Raw genomic sequence first — 25,975 nt, forward strand, 5'->3', positions numbered from 1 at the left:
GTGCGCCGCTTTAGGCGCTGTGTGCAAACCCGATAGCCCTGTCAGGGGCCTCAAACAAGGCCGCAGCACAGGGGAACTGGGCCAAGATCTGTGCGCCACCGGGCAAACGGTGTGCGTGGAACTGCCCCCTCTCCCACAGGGTCGTGCCATCAACAACGATTGTTGGGTCGATGACATTCCAGCTGATTTCACCGGGCGCATAGGCCCCACAGGTGTGAAAATGCATGATACGCGGGTTCCCAAACGCTGACCCGCCCCAGCGTTCGTAATTGTCGCGCAGATCCCATGGGTATCCGCATCCGGGATGAAGCCCAGCATGCCAAGAATGGACAAAGTTGCGGTCGATGCCAAACAAGTCGGACACACGGTCATACTGCGCATTCGCGACGGCCACATCTGACGCGGCCCCTTCGAACCCGGTCAAACGCCCCTGCTCCATATGCGCAAAGACCTGACCCTCAAATTCAACGGTGTATTGGTCGTAATACCGTGACCCTGTTCCGGTCAAAAACCCGGGCAACGCAATTCGGCCCGAAAAGCTGTGCGCCGGGACTGGCGTGAAGACAGACATCGGAAATCGCAAGACCGACGTGTCCCCTGCGGCACTCAGATCCATCTGCGGTGTGCCGACAACGTCTGTCCCCGCGGGGCAGGTCATGCGCACCTCTTTCGCCTGCTCCAAGACCGTGTTGACCTGCGATTTCAGCGCGAGGAATGCATCGTGATGGCCATTGCTAAATCCCGATCCGAACAGTTCTTGGGTAAGGGCAAAACTAACGATGACCTTTTTCCCCTGAGGCATTTCCGAGAACCGCAATTGATCGCCTAGGCGTGCAAGGAACAGAACGATGTCGGCATGCTCGAATTTGCTAAGGAGTTCGGGCGTGAGTGTCGGCGCATCAGGTGAGAACCCGACATCCAGTGTATCCACAAACAGATTTAGGGTTCTTGCCGCGTTGCAAACAACATCAACCGCCTGTTCATCGAAATAGCCATAGCTTGCCGGTTCGTAAACTATTAGCAAACGATCGCCACTTTTCGCCTGTGCGCAATTGTTCAACAGATTGAACGCGCCGCGTTCTGGCGTGATATCGGACATGAAACCCCCAAGAATATGCTTCAATCTCTCTCATCTGGGAGAATTTATCCATTTGAAACGTTTAATGTGTTCCATTAGCTTAACTTATATGATCATCAACCTTCCCTACACCGCACTGCGTGCGTTTGAAGTCGTCGTGCGCCGCGCCAGCTTTAGCGCTGCCGCGGAAGAGCTTGGCGTAAGCCAGAGCGCCGTCAGCCAGCATGTCAAATCGCTCGAGGAATGGGTTGGTCAAGATCTGCTAACCCGCGGGGCGCGTAAGTCCACACCCACGCGAGATGGGCTGGTGCTGGCCCAAGCCATTGCCGATGGGTTGGGTCGCATTTCAGACGTCTGTGCGGACCTCAGGTCCCGTCAACGCGCTGAGAACACCATTGTTATCAGTTGTCTGCCAGGATTTGCCTTCATCTGGCTTTTTCCACGATTGATGCGGTTCGATCTGGCGCACCCGCATTTATCCATTTCCATCGCAACGGATACAGGACAGGAAAAATTCGGATCCGCGCAAGCGGATCTGGGTATTCGGTATGGCTTTGGTGACAACCCGGGATTTCATGTTGAAAAACTGATGGAAGAACGCATTTTTCCTGTGTGTTCTCCGGGTTTGTTACAAGCTGGTGCGCCGTTAACCTGTCCCGCTGATCTAGCCCATCATACCTTATTGCAAGATGACAATGCACAGTTTGGTCCAGCGAGTCCTGACTGGGAGTTCTGGGCGCGATCGTGCCAGCTGCATTTACCTGATCCCGCGCGGACCCGTCGGTTTGGCCAATCCAATATGGTCTTGCAGGCGGCCATCGAAGGAATGGGTGTTGCAATGGGGCGGGAGCCCCTTGTTGCCGATGCCTTGATCGAAGGGCGGCTTGTTCGCCCGTTCAGCCACGTTGCCAAATCTCATCTTGCCTATTGGCTGGTCCATCGAAGAGGCGCTGAAAGCAATCGCAAAATTACTGAATTCGTAGACTGGATCCAAGAAGAAGCCCGCACCCAATCAGATATCCCACCGCCGGTACTGTCGTCGCAACCTTTGATCAGTCCGTAATCAGAACCTCTGAAACGCTGGAGTCCACCGCCTGGCACGCCAGCAACACTTCGCGGGCCATATTGTTTTGCACATACCGGGCATGAAATCGCGAGGGTGCGCGCAAAGTCAAACGCCCCCCTGCCCTCTCGCCGCGGGTCAAAGCCTGTAGCCACGCCCCAAACCTGGCCTGATCTTCTTGATGTAAGACTGCCTGAGCCAATGACCATTCCGTGCCGTCAGAAATATCCGGCGGCGGGGACTGAACCGATTGTGTCCCCGCGGGGAACGGGACAACGGATGTCTGTTCCGGAGCGCCTTCGACTCGCAATGCAAAATCCGGACCGACCGCTTCCCAGGTAGCGCGGGTGTCGTTCATCACATCCGCAAGTTCCATCTGGTATTCCGTAACGCGCCCTCGTGCGCCTTGGCGTTTAACCGTCAACCACCCCAAAGCGCGGAACCGCGCCATCTCACGTTTTACAGTGCGCTCGTCACACGACCACAAGCGCGCAATTTCTCGCTGGCCGACGGCAAGTTCATTGCGCCCCCAGTTATACCGCGCCGTGACAAGGGTTATCAAACGCAGAACACGCCTTTGCTCTGTCTTGTTCAGAGAAAGCGCGTGAGATCCCAAAGCAGTGATGAGATCATACTTTTGTGCGGCGGACCCTTGGCCTGCATATTTTGTTTTGAGCATAGTTGCTCCTCTTACCACTGAGTGGCTGCCTCGAACCTGTGGGATCTAGCGTCCCATTTTGATGTGACTAACTCATGAACTCAGCGTTCTTAGGGTCACTGCAGTGATTTGCGTCCTTTTGCGCGATTCTGTCAAGACGCTTGTTGGTTTCAGCCTTGACCTAATCCCAATTCAAAAAAAGAAAATCAGGTATTATAGGTATAGAGGGACATTCATGTGTGTCCCTTATTTGAGCAGTTTTGTCACCCAATATCTAGGGTATTCCCGAAATGTGACCCCTAATTGCGCTATTGCTGCTCTTGTTGGGGAAAACCAGTCTCACAACACCCAGAGGCAAGAAACCCTGGGGAAAGTCCAAAACCATAGGAACGCTCATTTCTTAGATATTACGTTTTGCCTTTCTCTGCAAATCAGCGTAAATGGGGTTAAGAGGTAAATTAGCGTCCAGTGTAAGGGCGAGTCAGTAAGAAACAATGAATTGTCCCCGCGGGGACAGGAGGCAGAATGTTCACTCATCAGGACTTGGCACAGCTTCAGGCACAGTCACTTAAGATGCAGAGCTTTATTCGTCAGCAGACATACTCCCCCGAAATGGAGAAGACGTTGCGACGGTTTTCCAGTTGGGAAGTTGCCGAGCTTATCTTTCGGGTCAATCAATCCACAATGCGCGGTCGGTTGGCGGCTGACCCATCATTGCCGCAGGGGCTGGTGGAAGAAGACGGCCGGCAGCGGTGGTATTCACTCGATGAGATTAACGAGATACGCCGCCGTCTTAAGGTCAATCGCAAATCGCTGATGCCTCCTCGGCCCGCGGGTAAGCGCGCCATTCGGGCCGCGATTGCCAATTTCAAAGGCGGTGCGGGTAAATCCACAGTGGCGCTTCACTTTGCCCATGCGGCCGCATTGGATGGATACCGCGTTCTGTGTGTTGATTTCGACCCGCAGGCCACGTTGAGCCATTCGATGGGTCTAAGCGATGTCTCGGAAGAGTTCACAGTCTGGGGCGTGATGGCGCGCGACCTGATCCGCGAAACAGAACGGATGAACGCTGCCGTGCAAGGGGCTGAAAGTGGCGCGGCCCTGCCCCAACGACGCCTGCCCGCTTCGGTCACTGACATGGGGTTGTCGGACCTCCGCGTGACGGATTTTATCAAACCGACCAGTTGGCCCACGATTGATATTGTACCGAGCTGCGCCAACGCGGCCTTTGTGGAATTCGCCAGCGCCCAATACCGTCACCTGAACCCGGAATGGTCGTTCTTTGCGGCGGTGTCGCGGTATCTCGATTCCTTGCCAGACGACAGCTATGACCTCATTCTGTTCGATTGTCCGCCAGCGATTGGGTATCAGTCGATGAATGCCGTGTTTGCAGCGGATGTACTCTATATCCCGTCGGGGCCCGGATATTGGGAGTATGACAGCACCACATCCTTCATCGGTCAGTTGTCCGAAGCGCTCGAAGATCTGGGGCGTTTTGGCAGCTCTGTCCCCGCGGGGACACTCAAGCTGCCCAAGGCATTTACGGATGTGCGCTTTCTTCTGACCCGGTTTGAACCAAACAATGAATTGCACCGCGCGATGCAGTCAGCGTTTGGAAAGGTTTTTGGGGACAGATTGGCGGAACACCCCATTGAAATGACCCGGGCCGTAGAACAATCAGGGCGCTTCCTAAGCTCTATCTACGAAATTGATTACCGGGATATGACCCGTGAAACTTGGCGTCGCGCCCGAGGATCGTTTGATCAGGCGTACGTTGAATTCCGCGATAACCTGGTCAAAGCCTGGGATGAGATTGAGGAGACAGGAGCATGAGTAAGAAACGCCGCGTGTTTGACATCAACTTTGACGATGTCCCAGCTGTTGAGACGCCACAGGTTGATCCAGTGGTCGCATCAAGCCCAGCACCCGAAGGACGTCGTGGCCCGATGGCAACTGCGATCACTGAGAATGCGGATGCTGTGACCGCCCGACAGAGCGCTGAAGCCGCCATTCGGGCCGAGAATGACGCACTAGCCCATGAACATGTTCGCCTTAAGCGCGCCGGGCTAATCACCGATCTGATCCCCTTGGATCTGGTTGATACGACCAAATTGACCCGAGATCGGGCACCCGGCCGTGATGAGGATATGGATGACCTTAAAATCTCGATCCGGGATATCGGTTTGTCCAACCCAATCCGGGTGGAAAAAAATGGTGATCGCTATGAGCTGATCCAAGGGTTTCGGCGCCTTTCTGCGTTTCGGGAACTGTTCGAAGAAACGGGCGACGAAGCGTTTGCCAAGATCCCCGCAGGGATCAACGCCAGTGGCGAAGATCTGCAGAACTTGTATCGCCGGATGGTGGATGAAAACCTGGTCCGGCGGGATGTTTCGTTTGGGGAACTGGCGCGGTTGGCCATTTCATATCGCTGCCAAGACCCGAATATCGAAAGCTATGACCGGGCGGTTGAAATCCTCTATGCCTCATCCGGGCGTCAGAAGCGCAGCTATATCAAATCGTTTGTCCGGTTGGTAAATGCCATTGGCGATGATCTGTTGTTCGTTGCGGCGATGCCACGGGCCTTGGGGCTGCGTTTGGTTAAACTGGTCGAGGATCAGCCAGATCGTATCGAGGTGTTGTTGTCCGAGTTGCGCGCGCGACCCGACCGGGATGATGTGGCGGAACAGGCCATCTTGCAAAGCTTTGTCGCGTCGGGTGGGACCACGAAAACCAAGACCGAAGTGAGAAAGACGGCCAAGTCCACGTTCAAGATGACCCGGCCCGAAGGGGTGGTGAAATGCATCGCAGCTGATGGGCGGATTGAGTTGCAGCTTGATCGCGATTTCAGCGGGTTGGAGCGTAAGCGGTTAGAAGCCTCGGTTCAGGCATTTTTTGACGAGCTTGACGGGGAAGGGTAGGCAGCTGTTTTCGTCTGGGCGAGAAGCGGCGTGCTTTTTCACGCCATTTTTATTTAATATCAAAGGGTTATGGTGCGATATGCTTTTAGAACGTTAAGTCCGGGCCGCCCACTTCAACAGGGTCCCCGCGGGGACGGCAATGTGTTTTTGCGGTTTCGGAGGCCCTGTTGATCCTGACGCGTTGGCATTGGATTTTTCATCAAAAGGGCTGTAGGGTAGCGGGCACGTAGTATTGGCGCAGATCATAACGCGGGTGAGCAGTATGTATTTGGAACGACACGAGCCAGACCAGAATATGCACCGTTTCTATGTCACGGATGTGTATCGCGATATGTTGGGGGCGTGGATCTTCCTCCGTCGGTGGGGGCGAGTTGGTGCACGAGAAGGGCAGTCGCGTACGGTGTCATTCGAAACTCAATACGAAGCAAAGCAAGCCGAGACCACCGTCTGTAAAGCCAAAGCAAGGCGGGGCTATCAGCGTTTGTCTTTGTGGGCGAGAGCGGAGCAGAGCTCTTTTGCTTTGGAGATCATCGAACCTTGAAGGGATTTCGATGTAAAGTTTGTCTTTACATATCGTAAATTCATTATGACTTGCCTTGCGCGACGCTTTACTTAGGTTGTGCCCAATCTCATAATGGAAACAGCCCATGTCAGTGAACGATAAAATTGTTTCGGACTTTGTGAACAACCAGATCGAGTTTGTCACAACAGTGCCTTGCAAACAGCTTGCGGGGGTCATCGATCAAGTCGATGCCAACGACAGCATTTACCACATCCCGTCCAACAAAGAGGACGAAGGCATCGGCCTGTGTGCGGGCGCGTTCATGGGGGGAAAACGCTCTGCGATCATCATGCAGAACACCGCCATTGGGGTGACCATCAACACGCTGGTGACATTGACGCAATACTACCGGATGCCGTTGCCGATGCTGATCAGCTATCGCGGGGAACTGCGTGAACCGGTCGCCTGTCAGGCTGAAATGGCGGTGCACACCAAGGCGTTGCTCAACCAGTTGAACATCCCGACGTATCACTTTCACAAGGAAGAAGATGTTGAGGAACTGGATGCGATCCTGAAATACACCTTTATGTGCAACAAGCCCGTCGCAATCCTGACGGATGCGTCATTCTGGGGAGGGTACTGATCATGATCCGCTCTGAGGTTCTCAAAAGCTTGCTACCGGTCATCTCTGACCAATTCGTTGTCTGCAACATTGGCCTGCCAAGTCAGGAATTGCATATGATGGATGACCAGCCGACCAATTTCTACATGCTTGGCACGATGGGACTGTCGTCCTCGATCGGGTTGGGGGTCGCCTTGGCACAGGGCCAAAAGGTCATCTCGATCGATGGGGATGGATCGGTGCTGACCAATTTTGGCACACTGCCGACGATTGCGAACAACGTGGCCGATAACTACATCCTGTTTATCGTCGACAACGGCAGCTATGGCTCGACGGGGGACCAACCGACCTATGCCGGACAAAAGACCTCCCTGACCGAGGTAGCGCGCGCCTGTGGCTGCGAGAATGTCGTTGAATGCCAAGCCGAAGATGCCCCGCGTGTGATGCAAGAGGCGCTGGATAGCGACAAGATGACGGTGATCGTTTGCAAATGCGAAAGCGGCAACATCAAAGTTCCTGTTATCACGATGGATCCAGTCGTTATTCGTGATCGCTTTATGAAGGAATTGGCCGCGCGCAACGCGTAATCGATTTCCTGAAAAGCGAAACAGAGGATGCCCTGATGTGATGGTCCACATCAGGGCATTTCTGATTTTGGCGAAAAGTAAATATGTGAGCGCCAACGGCAACTTATTGGGGCCGTAGATTGTGGGCGAGCAGCGCGCCAGCGGGGCTGGGGGGGCAAACTCGCTGCTAAGCGTTAATCACCCAGAGGCGGGTTAAGGTGAGGCGCTTGGCCACTCGTTTGGCGCACTTCTTCTACAAGGCGTTCGATTAACTTGGTCTTCGGGGAATCCGCCCGTGTGAGCAGCCCCAACTCTCGAAATGGGGCATGAGGCCCTAGGGGAATTTTTCGGAGCCGTTCAAAGGTCGGGTCAGGCACGCATAAATTCGGGACAACTGAGACACCCAAATTATAGGACACCATGTTGGCCAATGTTTCGAGTGAATCCATCTCCATCGTGGGGCGAACGGTTATGTTTTTCTCGGAAAGCCACTGATCTACCAGTTTTCCGGCGGCTGTCTGTCTTGCGTGGCGAATAAAGGGATGGGTTTGCAGGATCTCGACAGGATCGGTTTCGTGGATATCCGGGGCCGTGATCAGAACCAAGGGTTCTTTGGCGACAAGGTGCCATGTCAGCTGGTGGGGGATGCTGTCCGGAACGCTTAGAATTGCAGTATCAAGCCCGCTGCGTTCGACCTGTTCGATCAGATCATCGGCCAAACCCGGCACAACCCGGATATGGAGGTCGGGAAAGGTGCGGATCAGGCGTTTGATCGACTGGGGTACTAAACCCCCGATCGTTGATGGCATCGCACCCAGCGAGAGCTCCCCATAAAGCCGAGCCTCGCCAACGACGCCTTCTAGCATCGTGTCATAGGCATGTAGGACGTCGCGGGCCTTGGGGATCAGCGCCCAACCGGTGGCGTTCAACTGAGGTGACTTTTGCGACCGGTCAAACAGGTCAACCCGGAGCTGGGATTCAAGCCGTTTCATTTGCTGGCCCACTGCGGCATGGGTTACGCAGACCTGATCAGCTGCGCTTGCAAAACTGCCCCGATCTGCGACCGCAACCAATGTCCTGAGCAATGTGATCGACATCAACGTTTTCCCCTGACCGAGCTTATTCTGTCTAGGCCGAATGGGTTGTGATTGCCAGTGCGTGACGTGTGTTGGCCGGTCTCACGCTGTCGATGGTGTGGCCGGGTTGGCCACACCAGATTATTAGGGCCTGGTGACCCGCTGACCCATATTAGGTGGCGGAAAACGCGTCAAAAGTGGCCAATCTATCATACCTGTTTTCTCGCGGGTGGGCCAGGTTGTGCGGATTGTTGCGTTTGAAGCCGGTGCGCGACAGTCGGGCATAGGTCAGATCAAAGATCCGTTTGGCTTCAGCGTCGTCGCCAAAGTTGAGAATGTCAGGCAGGGTTTCACGAGTTGCGCCGGGGGCTTGCACTGCATCCATCAAAGCCAATACCATCAGGTCCCACCCCAGATAGGACGTCCCAATCTGAGCCTCATCCCCGGCTGAAATCCCCAGCCCGTCTGTAGGGGTCGCGCGCCAGATATCTTCGGGAACGCCGCTGGCGCGGGCGAGGCAGGGGACTTCCCACGATTTCAGGAACGATTGGATCGGCGCGACATCTCCGACATCGCCGTGCAGGGTCCAGAACCCGGCACCCAGTTCGGAAAAGTTATCCGTGCTTGCAACAACGCCGCTGTGGCGGTGCGCCTGATCATAAAGCGTCGCCATGCGGAGGCGCGCCCGGATGTTGCCCCGGCGTAGGCGGTGGCCATGATCATCCTTGTCTCCGCGACCCGGTTCCAATTGCGCCAGCCCATCGAGCATGCACTGATATTGAGGTGTCAGATCAATGTTGCTGTGGCTGATGCCCAATGCATGACAGGCATTTTCACCCAATTCCGTTTCGCGCGGGTTTTGTTCGATCGGCAGGGTGTAGCCGTGAACGGCCCAGCCTGCCGCCTTGAACAGCGCGGCGGTCAGGGCGCTGTCTACGCCCCCGGACATGCCAATTACAGCGGCGGCAACACCGTTTGACTGACGGTAGTCAGCCAATTGGGCGACAATCGCGTCTTTGTCCTGTTGCAGTTGCTGGGTCGATACAAATGTTCCGTCTGCGATACGGGCATCCAATGCGGCCTCCAGCCAAAGGCTGAGGGGCCCAATCTGCGCCTGTCGTGAAAGTTCCAGAATTTCAGTTTTGAGGTCCATCCGATGGTCCGTCCTGTTGTTGCTTTACCCTCGGGGTGTTGTCGCGCATTTGATGTGGTTCGCGCAGGGATGTCAAAGCGGCTAGGCTTGAAATAGCGCTGAATCTGGTCAGAGAAAGAGGGCAGGGGGCAGGACTGCTTAATCCGCAAGCGATATCCACAAAACAGAGGCGTCTTCTGCGCTGGTGGAAACGCATCCGTGTCCCATTCCGCTATCGTAATAGACCGAGTCGCCCGCAGCCATCTGCAGGGGACGATAGTGTTCGGTATAAAGCGTCAACTCGCCACTGAGCACGAACATGAACTCTTCGCCGCGATGTCGGACCCAATTGTCGAACTCTGTCACATCGCGGGCTTTGATCGTACTGATATAGGGCACCATGCGCTTGCTGGTCAGTTCACTGCACAAAAGCTCATGATCATAAGTTTTGGTTTCTTTGTGTTCACCCAACCCTTTGCGGGTGAAATCTCGGCGCCCAGAGATGTCGCTTTGTGCGGATTGTACAAACAGCTGTGGCGTTTCCAGTTCCAGCGTCTGCATCAGGCGGCGAATAATCTCGAAACTTGGGCGGGTCTGGTTGTTTTCGATCTTGGATAACGTCGAACGCCCGATGGCTGCAGCTTTAGCCGCTTCTTCCAGAGTCAGGCCCTTTTCTTTGCGAGCATCCCGAATCATTTTGCCTAGGATTTCCCCGTCTGGAGCCTCAGTTGCCTCTACGGCAAGTCCTGTCTCTTCGCTTTTTATCGGTTCCACGCGCGCATTTTCTCCTGTTTCTCATAGAGCTTAGCTTTGGTGTATCTTCTAGTCAAAATTTCTTGATGATATCTTTTGTTGCCTGAAAGGGAAAAGTTTCCTATAGGAGACGAAACGCAGCATACAGGCGCATACGGACCCGATCCGCACCGCCCATCTCGGGGAGGAGAGACCCATGAGTGCATTTGATCTGATCGTTATCGGTGGTGGCCCCGGTGGGTATGTGGCCGCTATCCGTGCGGCGCAACTGGGACTTTCGGTTGCTTGTATCGAAGGGCGCGGTGCCTTGGGGGGCACCTGCCTGAACGTGGGCTGTATTCCTTCCAAAGCGTTGTTGACCTCCTCGGCCAAGTTCGCCGAACTCAAGCACCTCTCCTCCCACGGTGTTTCGGTCGAGGGGGCCAGCCTTGATCTGGGCGCTATGATGGGGCGCAAGGATAAGGTTGTTGGCGATCTGACTAAGGGGATCGCGTTTCTTTTTAAAAAGAACGGTGTAGAACATATCGAAGGCTGGGCCAGCATCCCTGCACCGGGTCAGGTGAAGGTCGGAGATGACGTTTACGAAGCCAAGAATATCTTGATCGCCACGGGGTCTGAACCAACGCCACTGCCGGGCGTTGAGATCGACGAAGTGGATGTGGTCAGCAGCACAGGCGCGCTTAAGCTGGACAGGGTGCCGGATCATCTGGTGGTGATTGGGGCCGGTGTTATTGGGCTCGAACTGGGTCAGGTTTGGGCACGACTGGGCGCCAAAGTTACCGTCGTTGAATATCTGGATCGCATTCTGCCCGGCATTGACGGCGAAATTGCCAAGCTGTCTCAGCGGGCGCTGTCCAAGCGTGGACTCAAGTTCCAATTGGGTCGCGCTTTGAAATCTATCGACAAGACGGATGCCGGTCTGTCCCTGACCGTGGATCGCGTTGGCAAAGACAAAGAAGAAACCATCGAAGCAGATAATGTACTGATCGCCATTGGCCGCCGCCCGGTGACACGGGGTCTGGGCTTGGACGATCTGGGTGTTGCCGTGAATGCACGCGGATTTATCGAAGTAGACGGTGCGTTCCAAACCTCGGTTCCTGGCATCTATGCGATTGGCGATTGTGTTCCGGGTCCGATGTTGGCGCACAAGGCGGAAGAAGACGGGGTTGCCTGTGTCGAAACGCTGGCGGGTCAGCACGGGCACGTTGATTATAACACTGTTCCCGGCGTGGTTTACACCGATCCCGAGGTGGCCTCGGTCGGGTTAACCGAAGAGGCGCTGAAAGAAGCGGGCACTGACTACATCAGTGGCAAGTTTACATTCATGGCGAACTCGCGGGCACGTTCTACCGGCGAAACCGATGGCGCGGTCAAGGTTTTGGCCTCGCCAGAGGGAACAATTCTTGGTGCTCATATCTGCGGCGCACACGGCGGTGATCTGATCGCCGAACTGGTGCTGGCGATGACCAAAGGCGCCACGGTTGAAGAAGTCGCGCGCACCTGCCACGCACATCCAGCATTGGGTGAAGCAGTGAAAGAAGCCTGCCTCGACGCGCTTGGCCGCGCCATTCACGCCTGATCGGAGAATAGCCAGATGACCATCCAGCTTCGCCATCCTGAAAAAGCCAAAAAACCTGACAGCGTGATCCCCCGCAAACCCAAGTGGATCCGCAAGAAAAAGATTGAAAGCGCCGAGTACTATGAAACCCGCCGCCTGATGCGGGATCATGGTTTGACCACGGTCTGCGAAGAGGCCGCGTGCCCCAACATCGGCGAATGTTGGTCACAGCGCCACGCCACGATGATGATCATGGGTGAGACCTGTACGCGGGGCTGTTCGTTCTGCAACGTCTCAACTGGTAAACCCGATGCGCTGGACGTGTTTGAACCGGGTCGTGTGGCCCAAGCGGTGAAAAAACTGGGCCTGCGCCATGTTGTGATCACCAGCGTGGATCGTGATGATCTGGCCGATGGTGGCGCGGATCATATCGCGCAGACCATTCGCGCCGTCCGCCATCAGACCCCCGACACCACGATCGAGGTTCTGACCCCCGATTTTCTTGGCAAAGGCAACGCCGCTGATGCGGTGTTTGAGGCCGCGCCGGATGTGTTCAACCACAATCTGGAAACCGTGCCGCATCTGTATCCACGGGTGCGTCCCGGTGCACGCTATTACACCTCGCTGCGCTTGCTGGATGACGCCAAACGCGCCAATCCCCAGATGTTCACCAAATCCGGCCTGATGGTTGGTCTGGGTGAAAGCATGAATGACGTCCGTCAGGTGATGGACGATATGCGCGCCGCAAATGTCGATTTTCTGACAGTGGGCCAGTACTTGCAGCCCACTCCGAAACACCACCCGATTGATCGGTTCTGGACGCCCGAAGAATTCGCGCAACTGGAACAGATCGCTCGGGGCAAAGGATTCCTCGGCGTGTCCGCCACGCCGTTGACCAGATCCTCGTTCCATGCGGACGAAGATTTTGCCGCTTTGAAACAGGCTCGCCAACAGTCTCTGGCTGCGGGCACCTGACCTTCAAAGTAATTCGAAAACGCAAATGGGAGGGAAACCATGGAAGCGTTAAGTTCAATCGTAGGAGCCATCAATGGCGTCGTTTGGGGGCCACTGATGTTGGTGCTCATTCTGGGCGTTGGCTTTTTCTTGCAGGTCGGCCTGAAGTTCATGCCGATCCTGAAACTGGGCACGGGCTTTAGCCTGCTGTTCAAAGGCCGCGAAAATCAGGGCGAGGGCCAGATCAGCCCGTTCAACGCGCTGATGACTTCGCTGTCGGCAACAATCGGTACTGGTAACATTGCCGGTGTGGCCACTGCTGTCTTCTTGGGCGGTCCGGGCGCCTTGTTCTGGATGTGGATGACCGCCTTGGTAGGCATGGCCACCAAATATGCCGAAGCCGTTCTGGCCGTGAAATATCGCGAAACAGATGAGCTGGGCAACTTTGTCGGTGGCCCGATGTACTACATCAAAAACGGTCTGGGCTCGTCCTGGTACTGGTTGGCGCCAGCGTTTGCTCTGTTTGGTGCGATCGCTGCGTTTGGTATCGGCAACGGTGTACAAGCCAACGGTGTGGCACAGGTTCTGGACAGCAACTTTGGCGTAAACACGTCAGTGACCGGCGTTGTTCTGATGGTTCTGACCGCGGCTGTTATCCTTGGTGGTATTACACGCATCGGTGCGGTTGCTGGTAAACTGGTTCCATTCATGGCCGTCAGCTATATCATCGCGGGTCTGCTGGTTCTGCTGATCAACGCTGGTGCCATTGGCGACGCGCTGAGCCTTGTGTTCACCCACGCCTTTACCCCATCCGCTGCCGAAGGTGGCTTTGCTGGTGCAGCCGTTTGGGCCGCGATCCGCTTTGGTGTTGCCCGTGGTGTATTCTCGAACGAAGCTGGTCTGGGTTCCGCTCCGATTGCGCACGCAGCGGCGTCAACGGCCGGTCCTGTAAACCAGGGTCTGGTTGCGATGTTGGGCACGTTCATCGACACAATCATCGTCTGCTCAATCACTGGTCTGGCGATCATTGCGTCAGGGGCTTGGACATCGGGTGAATCTGGTGCGGCGTTGACCTCGCTGGCGTTTGAAACTTCGCTGCCGGGTATCGGTGGTGCGCTGATCGCGGTTGCTCTGTCGATCTTTGCCTTCACCACCATTCTGGGCTGGTCGTTCTATGGCGAAAAATGTGTGGGCTTCTTCTTTGGTGCCAAGGCGCTTATGCCATACCGCGTGTTGTGGATTGTTGCGATTTACTTTGGCGCAACTGCTGATCTCGGCTTTGTCTGGTTGTTGGCGGATACGCTGAACGCAATGATGGCAATCCCGAACCTGATCGCACTGGCCTTGCTGAGCCCTGTCGTCTTTAAACTGACGAAAGAGTTCTTTGCCTCAAATGGTGCATCCGAAGCTGGTGATACCGCCAAGTAATCTCGGGCATATACAGACAACGGGGGGCTGTGATGGCCCTTCGTATCTGAAACGAATTTCACATTCTTCGAGGAGATGACGGATGGCTACCAAAATCCTGCTTCCGATTGATCACACGGACGACCGTTCGTGGAAAAAGGCACTGCCTGTCGCACTGGAACAGGCCAAGTTTTATGGCGCCGAGCTGCACGCTGTTGAGGTCATCCCTGAAATCATCCAGCTGCCCAACCTGCCCGAAGGGTATGGGGCGGGTGCCCGGGACTATGTCCATGGCAAAGTAGAGGCCATCTTGGCCGCAAATAACGCCGCTGATGTGCCGGTCCAGATTCAGGAAGGCAGCGTTTATCGCGAAATCCTGAAATTGGCACACAAAGACGGCTACGATATGATTATTATGGCATCAGCCAAGGGTGATTTCCCGAACTACGAAATCGGCCCGAACCTCGCGCGGGTTGTGCGCAATGCGCATTGCACCGTCATGGTCGTTCGCGACTGACCCTGTTTGAAAAAGGTGACTGATATGTCCGACGCCCCCAAACGAACTCCTCTTTATGACCTGCACGTCGAACTCGGCGGCAAGATGGTCGATTTTGCCGGCTGGGAAATGCCGGTTCAGTACCCCATGGGCATCATGGGCGAACATAATCATACCCGCGCCAAAGCGGGCCTGTTTGACGTCAGCCACATGGGTCAGGTGATCCTGCGCGGCGAAAACGTGGGCGAAAAGCTGGAAACGCTCTGCCCGCAGGCCTATGCGACCTTGAAAGAGGGCAAGGCGCGTTATGGTTTCTTTACCAACGAAGACGGCGGCATCATGGATGACCTGATCGTGTCCAACGCAGGTGATCATTTCTTTGTTGTGGTAAACGCCGGTCTGCGTCACCAGGACATCCCGCATATGGAGGCCAATCTGGACGGCGTCGAAGTGACCGAGATTTTTGACCGCGCTTTGGTGGCGGTTCAGGGTCCGGCTGCTGAAAACGTTGTGGGCGAATTGTGCCCCGCTGCGCGGGACATGAAATTCATGGAATCCATCGTGGCCGACATCGCAGGCGTTGAATGCCGCATCTCGCGTCTGGGTTACACCGGCGAAGATGGCTATGAAATTTCGATCCCAGAAGACAAGGCGATCGAAGTCACACGGGCCTTCCTTGCGCATGACGACTGCGAACCGGCTGGTTTGGGCGCGCGGGATTCCTTGCGTCTGGAAGCAGGCCTTTGCCTCTATGGCAACGACATCGACCAGTCGACTTCACCTGTTGAGGCCAGCTTGGGTTGGGCGATGCAGAAGCGCCGCAAAGAAGAAGGCGGGTTTCCCGGTGCCGCGCGCATCCAAAAGGAACTGGCCGAGGGTGCCGCCAAGAAACTGGTCGGGATCAAACCAACCGGTCGGGCCCCCGCGCGTCAGCACGTGGAAGTCCAATGTCTTGAAGGCAGTACCATCGGTGAAATCACTTCGGGCAGCTTTGGCCCCACTGTTGGCGGGCCCGTTGCGATGGGTTACGTTTCCGCAGGTCACGGTGAACCGGGCGAAAAGGTTAACCTCATCATTCGCGGCAAGGCTCAGCCTGCCGAAATCGTATCGCTGCCTTTTGTGCAGCAAAACTACAAACGCTAAATCCGGGAGCATTTAAAAATGGCCACCTATTTTTCAGAAGAGCACGAATGGGTCCTCGTCGAAGGTGACGTCGCCACAATCGGCATCACCAAGCACGCCGCTGACCAGCTGGGCGAGATCGTTTTCATCGAGCAAAAAGAAGCTGGTGATGAGTTCGAAAAAGGCGACGAAATCGGCGTGATCGAATCCGTCAAAGCGGCGTCGGAAATCTACGCTCCGCTGGATGGCGAAGTTGTCGAAGTGAACGGCGATCTCGAAGATAACCCGGGCGCCCTGAACGAAAGCCCCGAAGGCGACGCTTGGATCTATAAGGTCAAACTGGCAAACGCCGCACAGCTCGAAGAGCTGATGGATCTGGATGGATACAAAGCCCTGATCGGGTAAACCCATCTTTTCAAAACTACGCTCGCCGGACGTTTTCATAGGGTCCGGCGGGTTGGACATTTGACATCAGGAGCGCTGACCATGGCCTTCAAACTCACCGATTACGAAGCCTACGACTTTGCCAATCGCCGTCACATCGGACCGTCACCGCAGGAAATGGCGACGATGTTGAAGACGATCGGCTTCAAAACGCTGGACGAGCTGATTGACGCCACCGTGCCTCCTGCGATCCGCCAGAAAGAAGCGTTGGACTGGGGTCCGGCGATGACAGAGCGTGACGCGCTGTTCCACATGAAAGAGATCGCGAGCAAGAACAAAGTTCTGACATCGCTGATCGGGCAGGGCTACTACGGCACCACCACACCGGCGCCGATTCTGCGCAACATTCTGGAAAACCCCGCGTGGTACACGGCCTATACGCCATACCAGCCTGAGATTTCCCAAGGCCGTCTTGAGGCGCTGTTGAACTTCCAAACCATGGTTTCGGATTTCACCGGTCTTGACGTTGCCAACGCATCTTTGTTGGACGAAGCGACTGCTGCTGCCGAAGCGATGGCCATGGCCAAACGTGGCGGCCGCTCTAAGGCAAACAATGCGGCATTCTTTGTCGACAAAAACTGCCACCCACAAACCATCGAAGTTATCAAAACCCGCGCCGAGCCTATGGGCATCGACGTGCAGGTTGCGGACCCATCCGAGTTGGAAGCCGGTGCCGTTTTTGGTGCGATTTTCCAATACCCGGGCACCGACGGCCACGTTCAGGATTTCACAGCGCAGATTGCTGCGTTGCACGAACACAAAGGCATCGCGATTGTTGCCGCTGACATCCTGTCACTGGCATTGCTGAAGTCACCCGGCGAAATGGGGGCCGACATCGCGATCGGGACGACCCAGCGGTTTGGCGTTCCAATGGGCTATGGCGGACCACACGCGGCCTACATGGCGACAACTGATAAACTGAAACGGTCTATGCCGGGTCGGATCATCGGTGTGTCGATTGATAGCCGGGGCAACCAAGCCTACCGTTTGTCGCTGCAAACTCGTGAACAGCACATCCGCCGCGAAAAAGCGAACTCGAACGTCTGTACCGCTCAGGCGCTGCTGGCCGTAATCGCGTCGATGTATGCGGTTTATCACGGACCCGATGGCATCAAAGCGATTGCCCAGTCGGTGCACCGGAAAACCTCGCGTTTGGCCAACGGTCTAGAACAGCATGGTTTCAAGGTTGAGCCCGAAGTCTTCTTTGACACGATCACCGTCGAAGTTGGTCCGATGCAGAAAACCGTCATGGAAGCCGCAGTTGCGCGTGGTGTGAACCTGCGCAAAGTCGGTGAAAGCAAGGTTGGCATCTCGCTGGACGAACAGACCCGCGCCGAAACAATCGAAGCGGTCTGGGGTGCGTTTGGCATCGACCAGAAAGATGACAGCTCGAACAGCCACTATCGTTTGCCTGAGCATGCGCTGCGCGAAAGCGAATACCTGACTCACCCGATTTTCCACAAAAACCGGGCCGAAGCAGAAATCACCCGCTACATGCGCCGTCTGGCCGACCGCGATCTGGCACTGGATCGTGCGATGATCCCGCTGGGCAGCTGTACCATGAAGCTGAACGCGACCATCGAAATGATCCCGGTGACGTGGCCGGAATTCAGCAACCTGCACCCCTTCTGCCCGAAAGATCAGGCGCTGGGGTATCATGAGATGATCGATGATCTGAACGACAAACTGTGTCAGATCACTGGCTATGATGCGATTTCCCAGCAGCCCAACTCGGGTGCGCAGGGCGAATACGCGGGTCTGTTGACCATCCGCAACTATCACGCGGCACGGGGCGAAGCGCATCGGAATGTGTGTCTGATCCCAACCTCGGCACACGGCACCAACCCGGCGTCGGCGCAGATGGTGGGCTATCAGGTTGTTCCGGTCAAAGCGGACGAAGATGGCAACATCGATGTCGCCGATTTCCGGGCAAAGGCTGAAAAGCACTCGGACCATCTTGCGGCGTGTATGATCACATACCCCTCGACCCACGGTGTGTTTGAAACCACTGTGCAAGAAGTCTGTGACGTCACCCATGAACATGGCGGTCAGGTTTACATCGATGGCGCGAACATGAACGCCATGGTGGGTCTGTCGCGTCCGGGTGATATTGGCGGCGACGTCAGCCACCTGAACCTGCACAAAACGTTCTGCATTCCCCACGGCGGCGGCGGCCCCGGCATGGGTCCGATCGGTGTTAAGGCACACCTGACCGAGCACCTGCCAGGTCACCCGGAATATGGCACAGCTGTGGGTCCGGTTTCTGCGGCTCCGTTTGGATCACCTTCGATCCTGCCGGTCAGCTGGGCTTATGTTCTGCTGATGGGTGGTGCGGGTCTGACCCAAGCGACCAAAGTTGCGATCCTGAACGCCAACTACATCGCGGCACGGCTTAAGGATGCGTATGACATTCTCTACACGTCTGAAACCGGTCGTGTGGCGCATGAATGTATCCTTGATACGCGTCCGTTGGATGTAGCTGGTCATGTCTCAGTGGACGATATTGCCAAGCGTTTGGTTGATAGCGGGTTCCACGCACCGACCATGTCATGGCCGGTTGCTGGGACGCTGATGGTTGAGCCAACAGAATCCGAACCTAAAGCGGAACTGGATCGTTTCTGCGAAGCGATGCTGTCGATCCGGGCCGAGGCGCAGGACATCATTGATGGCAAGATCGACCCGGAAAACAACCCGCTGAAAAACGCACCCCACACCGTGCGCGATCTGGTTGGTGACTGGGATCGTCCTTACACCCGTGAACAGGCGTGTTTCCCTGCAGGCAGCTTGGGCGTGGACAAATATTGGTCTCCGGTGAACCGGGTCGATAACGCCTATGGTGACCGGAACTTGATTTGCACCTGCCCACCAATGTCGGACTACGAAGACGACGTGGCTTAAGCCACAACACACTCTCACCCCGCCTGAACAGTGGGCGGGGTGACCTTCATCCCCTTTGATGAACCGGACGCGCACAGGATGCGCGCCCATTCCTATACCCGCAAGAGGAGACAGACGTGACCTATTTCGCATCCGTACCTCAGGCTGTATCGCCCGTTGTGACGTACCCCGTGGCCCCAACGCAGGTCCACGACATTGATATTATCCTGCCGGCCAACATGCCGCCGTCTGCCGCGCAGATGTTTGCGGATTTGTTTGAGGCGGCCAATGACCTGATCCATTCGATGCCCTATCGGATTACGGTTCAAAACCTCGCGGCGCGCGCGTCCGAAGACCCGCGATACTGGACCCGACGGTCTGTGATCTTTCTGGGCGATATCCATTCGCGATGGGGCCTGACGTCTGTCGAACAGAAGCGGGTGCATCAAATCCTGCGACTGGCAACGCGATCTGTCCTGGTTGGCGGGGCGATTTTTCTGCTACGCGAAATTGGAGTGCAGGATCATCACAGCGTTGCGATCCATCCCAATTTTTATGCCGCAGCATTGGAAGAGAACCTGAATGATGCGGGGCGGGGTAAACACCACGCTGTTTCCAAACAGGTCCACAGCGCAATTAGTGGCTTTGCAGCCCTGCCGTTGTTGATCGGGATGATTGGCAACGATCATGGTCAGTTCATTGCTAATTCGCTGGGGGACTATGTCGGATTAAGCAGTGGCAATACGCGCAATCAAAGCAAGGTTGTTCTGGATCTGCGCCATCGTGCGCGGGGGGACAAGTTGATCGACAACACGCTAGCCCTGATGCAGGAACATATCGAAGAGCCTTTGATGATCTGTGATTTAGCTCAAGCCCAAGGTGTGTCTACGCGCAAACTGCAACGGCGTTTTCTGGAAAAGACGGGCACAGGACCATTGGTTGCATACCGCGCGCTCCGGATCGAGCGGGCGCATCAATTGCTGGTTCATACCAGTTTGAACCTATCTGAAATCATCGTGGCCACCGGATTTGGCACGCATTCTAACCTCGCGCGATGGATTCGCACGGAATACGGGATGAGTCCGCAAGCCGTACGGCGGCATGCGTTTGATGGTGTGATGAGCTGACGGCAAGCCGGGGTTAGTTGGCGATCCGACGCGCGATGTCTTCGACCAGCAGTTTGATGGCTTGCGATTGCGCCGCCGCGACCGCGTTTAAACTGTCATCGGCCATTGGCACCGCGAACGAAAACCGATGCGCGCGTTCCAAATGCCCGTGCGCCGGTGAGGTCAGGAAATACTGACCCGAAAGGGTAAGCACCTGACCGGGAATTCCAGACAGATTGTGCACCTTGATTTCGACCTGCACATCTGGGGGCGTTTCAAAGGGCCAAGGCTCGGCGGCCACTGACGCGGAAAGAGATTGATCCAATCCAGCCGCCAAGAGTTCGGTCAGGGCCCGGTCCGGGGCATCTGCCCAAAAGCCGCTTTTGGTCGGGCGCAAAACGCCGTCTTCGCCGAGTACGGAAATTTCGCTGTCTTCGGCATAAGCCGGCAGGTCTATGCGCGTGACTTCTACCGTGCGCACGCCAGATCGATAGGTTTTGACGTTTTCAATGGGGGGCAGCAAATAGCGTTCTTGGTTGGTTGAACAGCTCGCGAGGGCTGCAATAATCAAACCCGCTAGGACAGGGCGAAAAAACTTGAGCATGGTTAACGTCCTACCAAGAGGGAGTTGGGTTTGCGTCTGATGGCCTGCACCAACGCGTTCAGCGATTTGACCGCACTGCGCAGGTCCTGAATGGCGGCCTGCACCTCGCGATTGACCGGCGAAGAGGGGCCGTAGGCACCGATTGTATCTTCTGCCGTGTCTGCAAGCTGATCCAGTCGCTTTGCCAGTTCCGGCAGGTCTTTGACCGCGATAGAAATGTTTTCCGCCGCATCACCCGCCGAACTTAACGTGCGATTCAGCTGTGCGACAGCGCCCCCGTCACGCAATTCTTTCAGTGTCAGGTTCGCCTGCTCCAGGGCACCGGACAACGCGCCGGGCACTTGTGCCATGTCTTCGTTGCTGAGGAATTCGTTGGTTGATTTCAGCACATCATCGGCCGAGGTGACGACGCTTTCCAAGGGCAGCCCATTGGCTTTGCCCACAAATGTATCGATGTCTTCCAAGAGAGCAGGCAGTTTGTCGCTCGCGGTCGAGATTGACGCTACGGCAGTCCGCACATCCTTGAGCGATTCAACAATGTTCGTCACCCCATCGTTGGTCTCGAACGTGTCGAGCAGGTCCTGAACCGTTGCCAGCGTGTCATGCAAATCATCGGGCAGTTTCTTGAGACCATCCGAGGTGGCGATGGTGTTCACGTTGCTCAGCAAGGCACGCACATCTGCAGGCAGCGCCTGAGTGTCTTGGTTTGCCAGTAGCGTATCAATTTCGCTTATCACTTTGATGGCGCGATCCATCAACTCTTCGATTGGCAGAGAGGCGACGCGATTGAGAACGCTTTCCGCCGCGATTGTCAGGGTCTCTGGTGATGTCGGGGTCGAGGGCAAGACGGGGTAGGGGATCTGATCCCGCTTCAATGCGGCGCTTTCAGCTTCTGGATCTTCGTACAGTTCTATGTGCAAACCACCCGAAAAAATGGAGTTCGGGGCCAGACGCGCGCGCAGGTTTGATTTAGAAACCATCTCTGCCAACAGGTCCAGCGTTTGCTCTTTGGTTTTAACTTCCGCCAGCCCCAAGCGCCCGGGTTGAACGGTGTAAGCCGCTTCCATGACGATCTCAGGTTTGCCAGCGTCGTCCGTTCTGGCAGTTGCTGACAGATTGATGATCTGGCCAATCTTCAAACCCCGAAACAGAACGTCAGACCCTTCTTTCAAACCTTTGACGGATCCGGCAAAGCTGGATGTCAGATGGACAGTGGCGCGCAGATCATCATCCAGCAAACTCTCTTTCGCCAGGTCTTTGGTTGCGTACAGATCAAAGGTTGCCTTTGGCCCGATGGGCGCGCCACCTGACATCGTGGTGTCAAATTCAATGCCCCCTTGTAGAAGGGAAGACAGGCTGCCCACGTTCAGTTGCAGCCCGCTGTCGTTCAGCTCAATGTTGATACCGGACGCGTTCCAAAAGCGTGTCCCGGTGTTCACCAAAGCGTCATAGGGATGATTGACAAAAGCAGTTATCAAAACAGAGTCGCTTGCTTGATCAAAACCCACGGCTTCGACCTTACCCATTGCGACACCTTTGTGCAGGATCGGGGCCCCGACAGCGACCGAGCCGCTCACTGGGCTGGTAAGCAGAATTTCAGCACCTTTGGCGCCGGGCAGAATAATAGGGGCATCAGCCAAGGCAACGAATTTGCGACTTGGCTCGACGACATCGGTGTCCCATTCAACATTGATGTGTGACCCAGACAAGAGCGTGTTCAAACCCGTTACACCGCTCGCGGTGATCTTTGCGGTCACCAACCAAAACTGGGTGTCGGTATCCAGATATTGGGCCATTTTGCGGTGAATGTTTGCTTGCACCACGACCTTGGTCAGATCCTCTGAATACCCCAATTCAGCAACGGTTCCGACGGTGACTTCGCGAAACTTGATCAGGGTCTTTCCGGGTTCGATTCCGCTGGCTTCTGGGAAGGTGATTTCTATGGTCACGTCGCGCTGTCGGTAGGTGTCCCATGCCAATCCGAGGGCCCCGGCCAAAGCAAGGACCGGGACAAGCCAGATCAAAGACATCCGCGCAAGCAATCCGGGTTTTTGATCTTTCACGATGGGTTTGGGAAGGCCCTGCGAGTCAGTCATGTTTGGGGCCTTTCCCTGTGTCCCAGATGAGTTTGGAGTCGATGCACTGCGCCGAAATCATGGTGCATATCACCGAGAGTGCAAAGCAGATTGCACCTGCTCCGGGTAGAATTGAGATGACAGCACCCAGATTTACGAGGCCGGTTAACAGCGCAACAACAAAGACGTCAATCATCGACCAGCGTCCAATGAATTCGACAAACTCATACAGCAAAAGACGTGTGTGTTCGTTGAGCTGCCATCCAAACTGAATACTGAGCACCAGAAACCCGATTATCAGGATTTTGACAAAGGGGATCAGCAAGCTGGCAACAAAAATGACGAGGGCGACGAAATAGTCGCCGGTCTGGAAAAAGATCACCACGCCTTCGAGGATTGTGTGCCCTTCTTCGTGCCCCAAGATCAGATTACTTAGCAGCGGGTAAATGTTTGCGGGGATAAGAAAGAGAACCCCGGTGATGAGCCAGGCCCAGACTTTTTGCAGGCTGTGAGGGAGCCGCGCATAGAGATGCGCCCCGCAGGTGCGGCAGTGCTGAGTGTCGGGTTGATGAACCGATCCGCAGGTGTGGCATCCGATCCAATCCAGATCTGTGGCGCGGGTCATGTTGGCGCCTTTCGGATCAGGGACCAGACGGTCCACCGACACAGGGCCGCATTTTTCAGGCCAATGATGAGAACCAACAGGCAGTACAACCAAAACGCTTTGCCAAAACTTATCGTTGCCAATCCGGCCATTTTAACCAGCGCCACCCCTGTTCCGATGATGAAGATCTCGGACATGGCCCAAGGGTTCAGCCGTTCGGCAAACAGAAAGACTTCTTTGGCCCGATAGGGGGCACGGTGGTGTTTGAGGGCCCACAACACGTAGACCAACGCCCCGGCTCGTGCCATCGGGAGGGTGACGACAAACATAGCAACCGCAAAGGCCAGCAGGTTGTACCAGCCATGTGCCAATCCAAAAATGATATCGAGGATCGACGCCTCGTGCGACAACCCGGACTTGGACATTTTGAGAAACGGAAAACTCAGAACTGCAATCATCAGGATTGCAGATGTCACCGCCAGCGCGATTGTTCGGTCAAAGGTGTTGGCTTTCGGCGCCATCAGTTTGAAACCACAGCAGGTGCAATAGGCCGTTTGCCCGGCTGATACGGGGTCCAGAATATGCAACGTATCGCAGGCGGGACAGGCAATCAGGCTGTCGGGGTCTTGGGCGAAAGCTGCCTTAAATCCAATCTGTTCAGGTGTCATGTGGCACTTGTACTAGAAACTTGATGGAGGCTGTTGGCTCCTTCTTTTCAATGGTGCTTGTCTGGCCGGTTGTCAATCTACGGGGTTTTGAGCTGGTCGCAAAAAGTGATCAAATTATTGCTGCGTGTCTCGGAGAGAAGGGGGAGGTGCAAAAAGCGGCAAAGGAACACTTCTCTGTATTGAAACTGGGCCTTTCAGGAGTCGGTGTGTCGTGAAGTGAAAATTTTGGGCTGGATTTCTCGGAATAATTTGATCATAAATTTGGATAACCCCAAAATAACCCTGAACGCGGAAAGAGGTTGAGTGTGACCAAAACGCAAAAAAACTGGATGGACCATCTGCCCAAGGCGACAATGGCTGCGCTGAACAATCGCGGCTTGGATGAGGTCGAATGCATTATTCCAGATACGGTTGGGACGTCGCGCGGCAAAGCAATGCCTGCGTACAAGTTTAACCCAGATGATACGTTTTTCCTGCCGGTTTCGCTGTTTTATCAAACAGTGTCAGGCGGGTATGTCGATATGGATATCGAAGGCCAGTGGCTTGAAAAAGACGTGGTTCTGCGTCCTGATATGTCCACTGCGACTGTCGTTCCGTGGGCCGACGATCCGACCATTCAGGTGATCTGTGATATGAGCAATCGTGACGGCGACCCGCTTGCCATTGCGCCGCGAAATGTTCTGCGCCGCGTGTTGGATCTTTATGCTCAAAAAGGCTGGAAACCCATCGTTGCGCCTGAGTTGGAGTTTTATCTGACCAAACCGCATACGGATGCGAACGAACCCATTGAACCGCCTTTGGGGCGCACGGGGCGTGTGGGTTTGGGGGCGCAAGTCTATTCGATGTCTGCGGTGGATGAATATGGGCCCGTGATCGACACGATCTATGACTTTGCCGAATCTCAGGGTCTAGAAATTGATACGGTGATCCAAGAGGGCGGGCCGGGTCAGATCGAAATCAATCTGATGCACGGCGATCCATTGCGGTTGGCGGATCAGGTGTTTTATTTCAAACGGACCATCCGGGAGGCGGCGCTGAAGAACGGGATCTTTGCCACCTTTATGGCCAAGCCAATGCGAGATTACCCAGGCAGTGCCATGCATGTGCATCAAAGCATCGTTCACGCTGAAACGGGAGAGAACATCTTTTCCAATGCAGATGGCAGTCCGACCGACCTGTTCTATCATTTCATTGGTGGAACTCAGAAACACCTTTTGGATGTGGTGCCTCTTGTTGCGCCTTATGTGAATTCATACCGCCGGATCACCGTAGATGGTCAAAGCGCGCCATCAAATCTGGAATGGGCGACGGACAACCGCACGACCGGCCTTCGTATCCCGGTGTCTGATCCTGTGGCGCGGCGGGTGGAAAACCGGGTGATCGGTATGGACTGCAATCCGTATCTGGCGATCGCGGCCTCTTTGGCCTGTGGGTATCTGGGCATGATCAACGGGATTGACCCGCGCCCCGCTGCGCAGAAAGAGGTGTGGGAAACGGATTATCCCCTGCCTGCTGGATTAGGGGCGGCCTTGGCGCGGTTTCAGGCGGCAGCTGAAATTCGCGAGGTTCTGGGTGAAGAGTTCTGCAGTGTTTACCACGACATCAAAGTGGCAGAGAACGAGGAATACCAGCGCGAGATTTCCCCATGGGAGCGTCAGCACCTTTTGCTGAACGCTTGATCTTGCGCTGAAC

The 25,975-nt window shown here is 55.4% G+C and carries 24 protein-coding genes; 15 read left to right on the forward strand and 9 right to left on the reverse strand.

Annotated features, from left to right (window positions below; translation table 11 throughout):
* Window positions 1-10 precede the first annotated feature (10 nt).
* Window positions 11-1,099 carry a hypothetical protein gene (locus ABWV33_RS16855; RefSeq protein ID WP_353332384.1) on the reverse strand — a complete coding sequence of 363 codons (1,089 nt, stop codon included), beginning with the start codon at window positions 1,097-1,099 and terminating at the stop codon, window positions 11-13.
* 88 nt (window positions 1,100-1,187) lie between these two features.
* On the opposite strand from ABWV33_RS16855, the gene ABWV33_RS16860 reads away from it, so the two are divergent.
* On the forward strand, window positions 1,188-2,141 hold the full coding sequence (locus tag ABWV33_RS16860; protein ID WP_353332386.1) for a LysR substrate-binding domain-containing protein: 954 nt from the start codon (window positions 1,188-1,190) through the stop codon (window positions 2,139-2,141).
* On the opposite strand, the gene ABWV33_RS16865 is transcribed toward ABWV33_RS16860, so the two are convergent.
* Window positions 2,131-2,820, reverse strand: coding sequence for a hypothetical protein (locus tag ABWV33_RS16865; protein WP_121998863.1), 690 nt, complete (start codon window positions 2,818-2,820; stop codon window positions 2,131-2,133). The genes ABWV33_RS16860 and ABWV33_RS16865 overlap by 11 nt on opposite strands.
* Window positions 2,821-3,324: 504 nt before the next feature.
* On the opposite strand from ABWV33_RS16865, the gene ABWV33_RS16870 reads away from it, so the two are divergent.
* The 5 genes from ABWV33_RS16870 to comE all read left to right on the forward strand — a co-directional run bounded on the left by ABWV33_RS16870 (window position 3,325) and on the right by comE (window position 7,428).
* Window positions 3,325-4,632, forward strand: a complete 1,308-nt coding sequence (locus ABWV33_RS16870) for an AAA family ATPase (RefSeq protein ID WP_353332388.1) — start codon at window positions 3,325-3,327, stop codon at window positions 4,630-4,632.
* Window positions 4,629-5,717: a ParB N-terminal domain-containing protein gene (locus tag ABWV33_RS16875; RefSeq protein ID WP_353332390.1), complete on the forward strand. Its 1,089-nt coding sequence runs from the start codon at window positions 4,629-4,631 to the stop codon at window positions 5,715-5,717. The genes ABWV33_RS16870 and ABWV33_RS16875 overlap by 4 nt, the downstream gene beginning before the upstream one ends.
* A gap of 262 nt (window positions 5,718-5,979) precedes the next feature.
* Window positions 5,980-6,258 (forward strand): WGR domain-containing protein, encoded by a 279-nt coding sequence (locus tag ABWV33_RS16880; protein WP_353332392.1) that lies wholly within the window; start codon window positions 5,980-5,982, stop codon window positions 6,256-6,258.
* 106 nt (window positions 6,259-6,364) lie between these two features.
* Complete coding sequence (gene comD / locus ABWV33_RS16885; protein ID WP_113822213.1) at window positions 6,365-6,862, forward strand: sulfopyruvate decarboxylase subunit alpha; 498 nt, start codon at window positions 6,365-6,367, stop codon at window positions 6,860-6,862.
* A 2-nt stretch (window positions 6,863-6,864) separates the two neighbouring features.
* Entirely contained in the window at window positions 6,865-7,428 is a 564-nt protein-coding gene (gene comE / locus ABWV33_RS16890) for a sulfopyruvate decarboxylase subunit beta (RefSeq protein ID WP_353332394.1), read from the forward strand.
* A 173-nt stretch (window positions 7,429-7,601) separates the two neighbouring features.
* Here comE and ABWV33_RS16895 read toward each other — a convergent pair whose 3' ends face one another.
* The 3 genes from ABWV33_RS16895 to ABWV33_RS16905 form a co-directional block, all read right to left on the reverse strand.
* On the reverse strand, window positions 7,602-8,504 hold the full coding sequence (locus ABWV33_RS16895; protein ID WP_353332396.1) for a LysR family transcriptional regulator: 903 nt from the start codon (window positions 8,502-8,504) through the stop codon (window positions 7,602-7,604).
* Window positions 8,505-8,655: 151 nt separating this feature from the next.
* A complete protein-coding gene (gene nadE / locus ABWV33_RS16900) occupies window positions 8,656-9,636 on the reverse strand; it encodes an NAD(+) synthase (RefSeq protein ID WP_353332398.1) in 981 nt (326 codons plus the stop codon).
* A gap of 138 nt (window positions 9,637-9,774) precedes the next feature.
* The gene (locus tag ABWV33_RS16905) at window positions 9,775-10,389 is read right to left on the reverse strand and encodes a helix-turn-helix domain-containing protein (RefSeq protein ID WP_113822209.1); all 615 of its coding nucleotides are present in this window, start codon (window positions 10,387-10,389) and stop codon (window positions 9,775-9,777) included.
* Window positions 10,390-10,564: 175 nt separating this feature from the next.
* Between ABWV33_RS16905 and lpdA the strand changes: the two genes are divergently transcribed.
* From lpdA to ABWV33_RS16945, 8 genes are all read left to right on the forward strand, one after another.
* Window positions 10,565-11,947, forward strand: coding sequence for a dihydrolipoyl dehydrogenase (gene lpdA, locus ABWV33_RS16910; protein WP_353332400.1), 1,383 nt, complete (start codon window positions 10,565-10,567; stop codon window positions 11,945-11,947).
* A gap of 15 nt (window positions 11,948-11,962) precedes the next feature.
* Window positions 11,963-12,901: a lipoyl synthase gene (gene lipA / locus ABWV33_RS16915; protein WP_113822207.1), complete on the forward strand. Its 939-nt coding sequence runs from the start codon at window positions 11,963-11,965 to the stop codon at window positions 12,899-12,901.
* Window positions 12,902-12,940: 39 nt separating this feature from the next.
* Window positions 12,941-14,308, forward strand: a complete 1,368-nt coding sequence (locus ABWV33_RS16920) for an alanine/glycine:cation symporter family protein (RefSeq protein ID WP_121998854.1) — start codon at window positions 12,941-12,943, stop codon at window positions 14,306-14,308.
* Window positions 14,309-14,390: 82 nt separating this feature from the next.
* Window positions 14,391-14,804 (forward strand): universal stress protein, encoded by a 414-nt coding sequence (locus ABWV33_RS16925; RefSeq protein ID WP_113822205.1) that lies wholly within the window; start codon window positions 14,391-14,393, stop codon window positions 14,802-14,804.
* Between the two features lie 24 nt (window positions 14,805-14,828).
* A complete protein-coding gene (gene gcvT, locus ABWV33_RS16930) occupies window positions 14,829-15,926 on the forward strand; it encodes a glycine cleavage system aminomethyltransferase GcvT (protein ID WP_353332403.1) in 1,098 nt (365 codons plus the stop codon).
* 18 nt (window positions 15,927-15,944) lie between these two features.
* A complete protein-coding gene (gene gcvH / locus ABWV33_RS16935) occupies window positions 15,945-16,310 on the forward strand; it encodes a glycine cleavage system protein GcvH (RefSeq protein WP_353332405.1) in 366 nt (121 codons plus the stop codon).
* An 81-nt stretch (window positions 16,311-16,391) separates the two neighbouring features.
* Window positions 16,392-19,247 (forward strand): aminomethyl-transferring glycine dehydrogenase, encoded by a 2,856-nt coding sequence (gene gcvP, locus ABWV33_RS16940; protein ID WP_113822202.1) that lies wholly within the window; start codon window positions 16,392-16,394, stop codon window positions 19,245-19,247.
* A gap of 116 nt (window positions 19,248-19,363) precedes the next feature.
* Entirely contained in the window at window positions 19,364-20,353 is a 990-nt protein-coding gene (locus ABWV33_RS16945) for a helix-turn-helix domain-containing protein (protein WP_353332407.1), read from the forward strand.
* Window positions 20,354-20,366: 13 nt separating this feature from the next.
* Here ABWV33_RS16945 and ABWV33_RS16950 read toward each other — a convergent pair whose 3' ends face one another.
* From ABWV33_RS16950 to ABWV33_RS16965, 4 genes are read right to left on the reverse strand one after another with little or no spacing between them, the layout of a single operon-like run.
* Window positions 20,367-20,936: a PqiC family protein gene (locus tag ABWV33_RS16950; protein WP_353332409.1), complete on the reverse strand. Its 570-nt coding sequence runs from the start codon at window positions 20,934-20,936 to the stop codon at window positions 20,367-20,369.
* 2 nt (window positions 20,937-20,938) lie between these two features.
* Window positions 20,939-23,032: an MlaD family protein gene (locus ABWV33_RS16955; RefSeq protein ID WP_353332411.1), complete on the reverse strand. Its 2,094-nt coding sequence runs from the start codon at window positions 23,030-23,032 to the stop codon at window positions 20,939-20,941.
* Window positions 23,025-23,636: a paraquat-inducible protein A gene (locus ABWV33_RS16960; protein ID WP_353332413.1), complete on the reverse strand. Its 612-nt coding sequence runs from the start codon at window positions 23,634-23,636 to the stop codon at window positions 23,025-23,027. The genes ABWV33_RS16955 and ABWV33_RS16960 overlap by 8 nt, the downstream gene beginning before the upstream one ends.
* Window positions 23,633-24,283, reverse strand: coding sequence for a paraquat-inducible protein A (locus ABWV33_RS16965; RefSeq protein WP_353332415.1), 651 nt, complete (start codon window positions 24,281-24,283; stop codon window positions 23,633-23,635). Before ABWV33_RS16965 ends, ABWV33_RS16960 begins: the two co-directional genes overlap by 4 nt.
* 329 nt (window positions 24,284-24,612) lie before the next feature.
* Here ABWV33_RS16965 and ABWV33_RS16970 point away from each other — a divergent pair, with 329 nt between their 5' ends.
* Window positions 24,613-25,962, forward strand: a complete 1,350-nt coding sequence (locus ABWV33_RS16970; RefSeq protein WP_353332729.1) for a glutamine synthetase family protein — start codon at window positions 24,613-24,615, stop codon at window positions 25,960-25,962.
* The last annotated feature ends 13 nt before the right edge of the window (window positions 25,963-25,975 follow it).

Origin of the sequence: Phaeobacter sp. NW0010-22 (assembly GCF_040365955.1) — a bacterium.
Lineage (GTDB): Bacteria > Pseudomonadota > Alphaproteobacteria > Rhodobacterales > Rhodobacteraceae > OMPR01.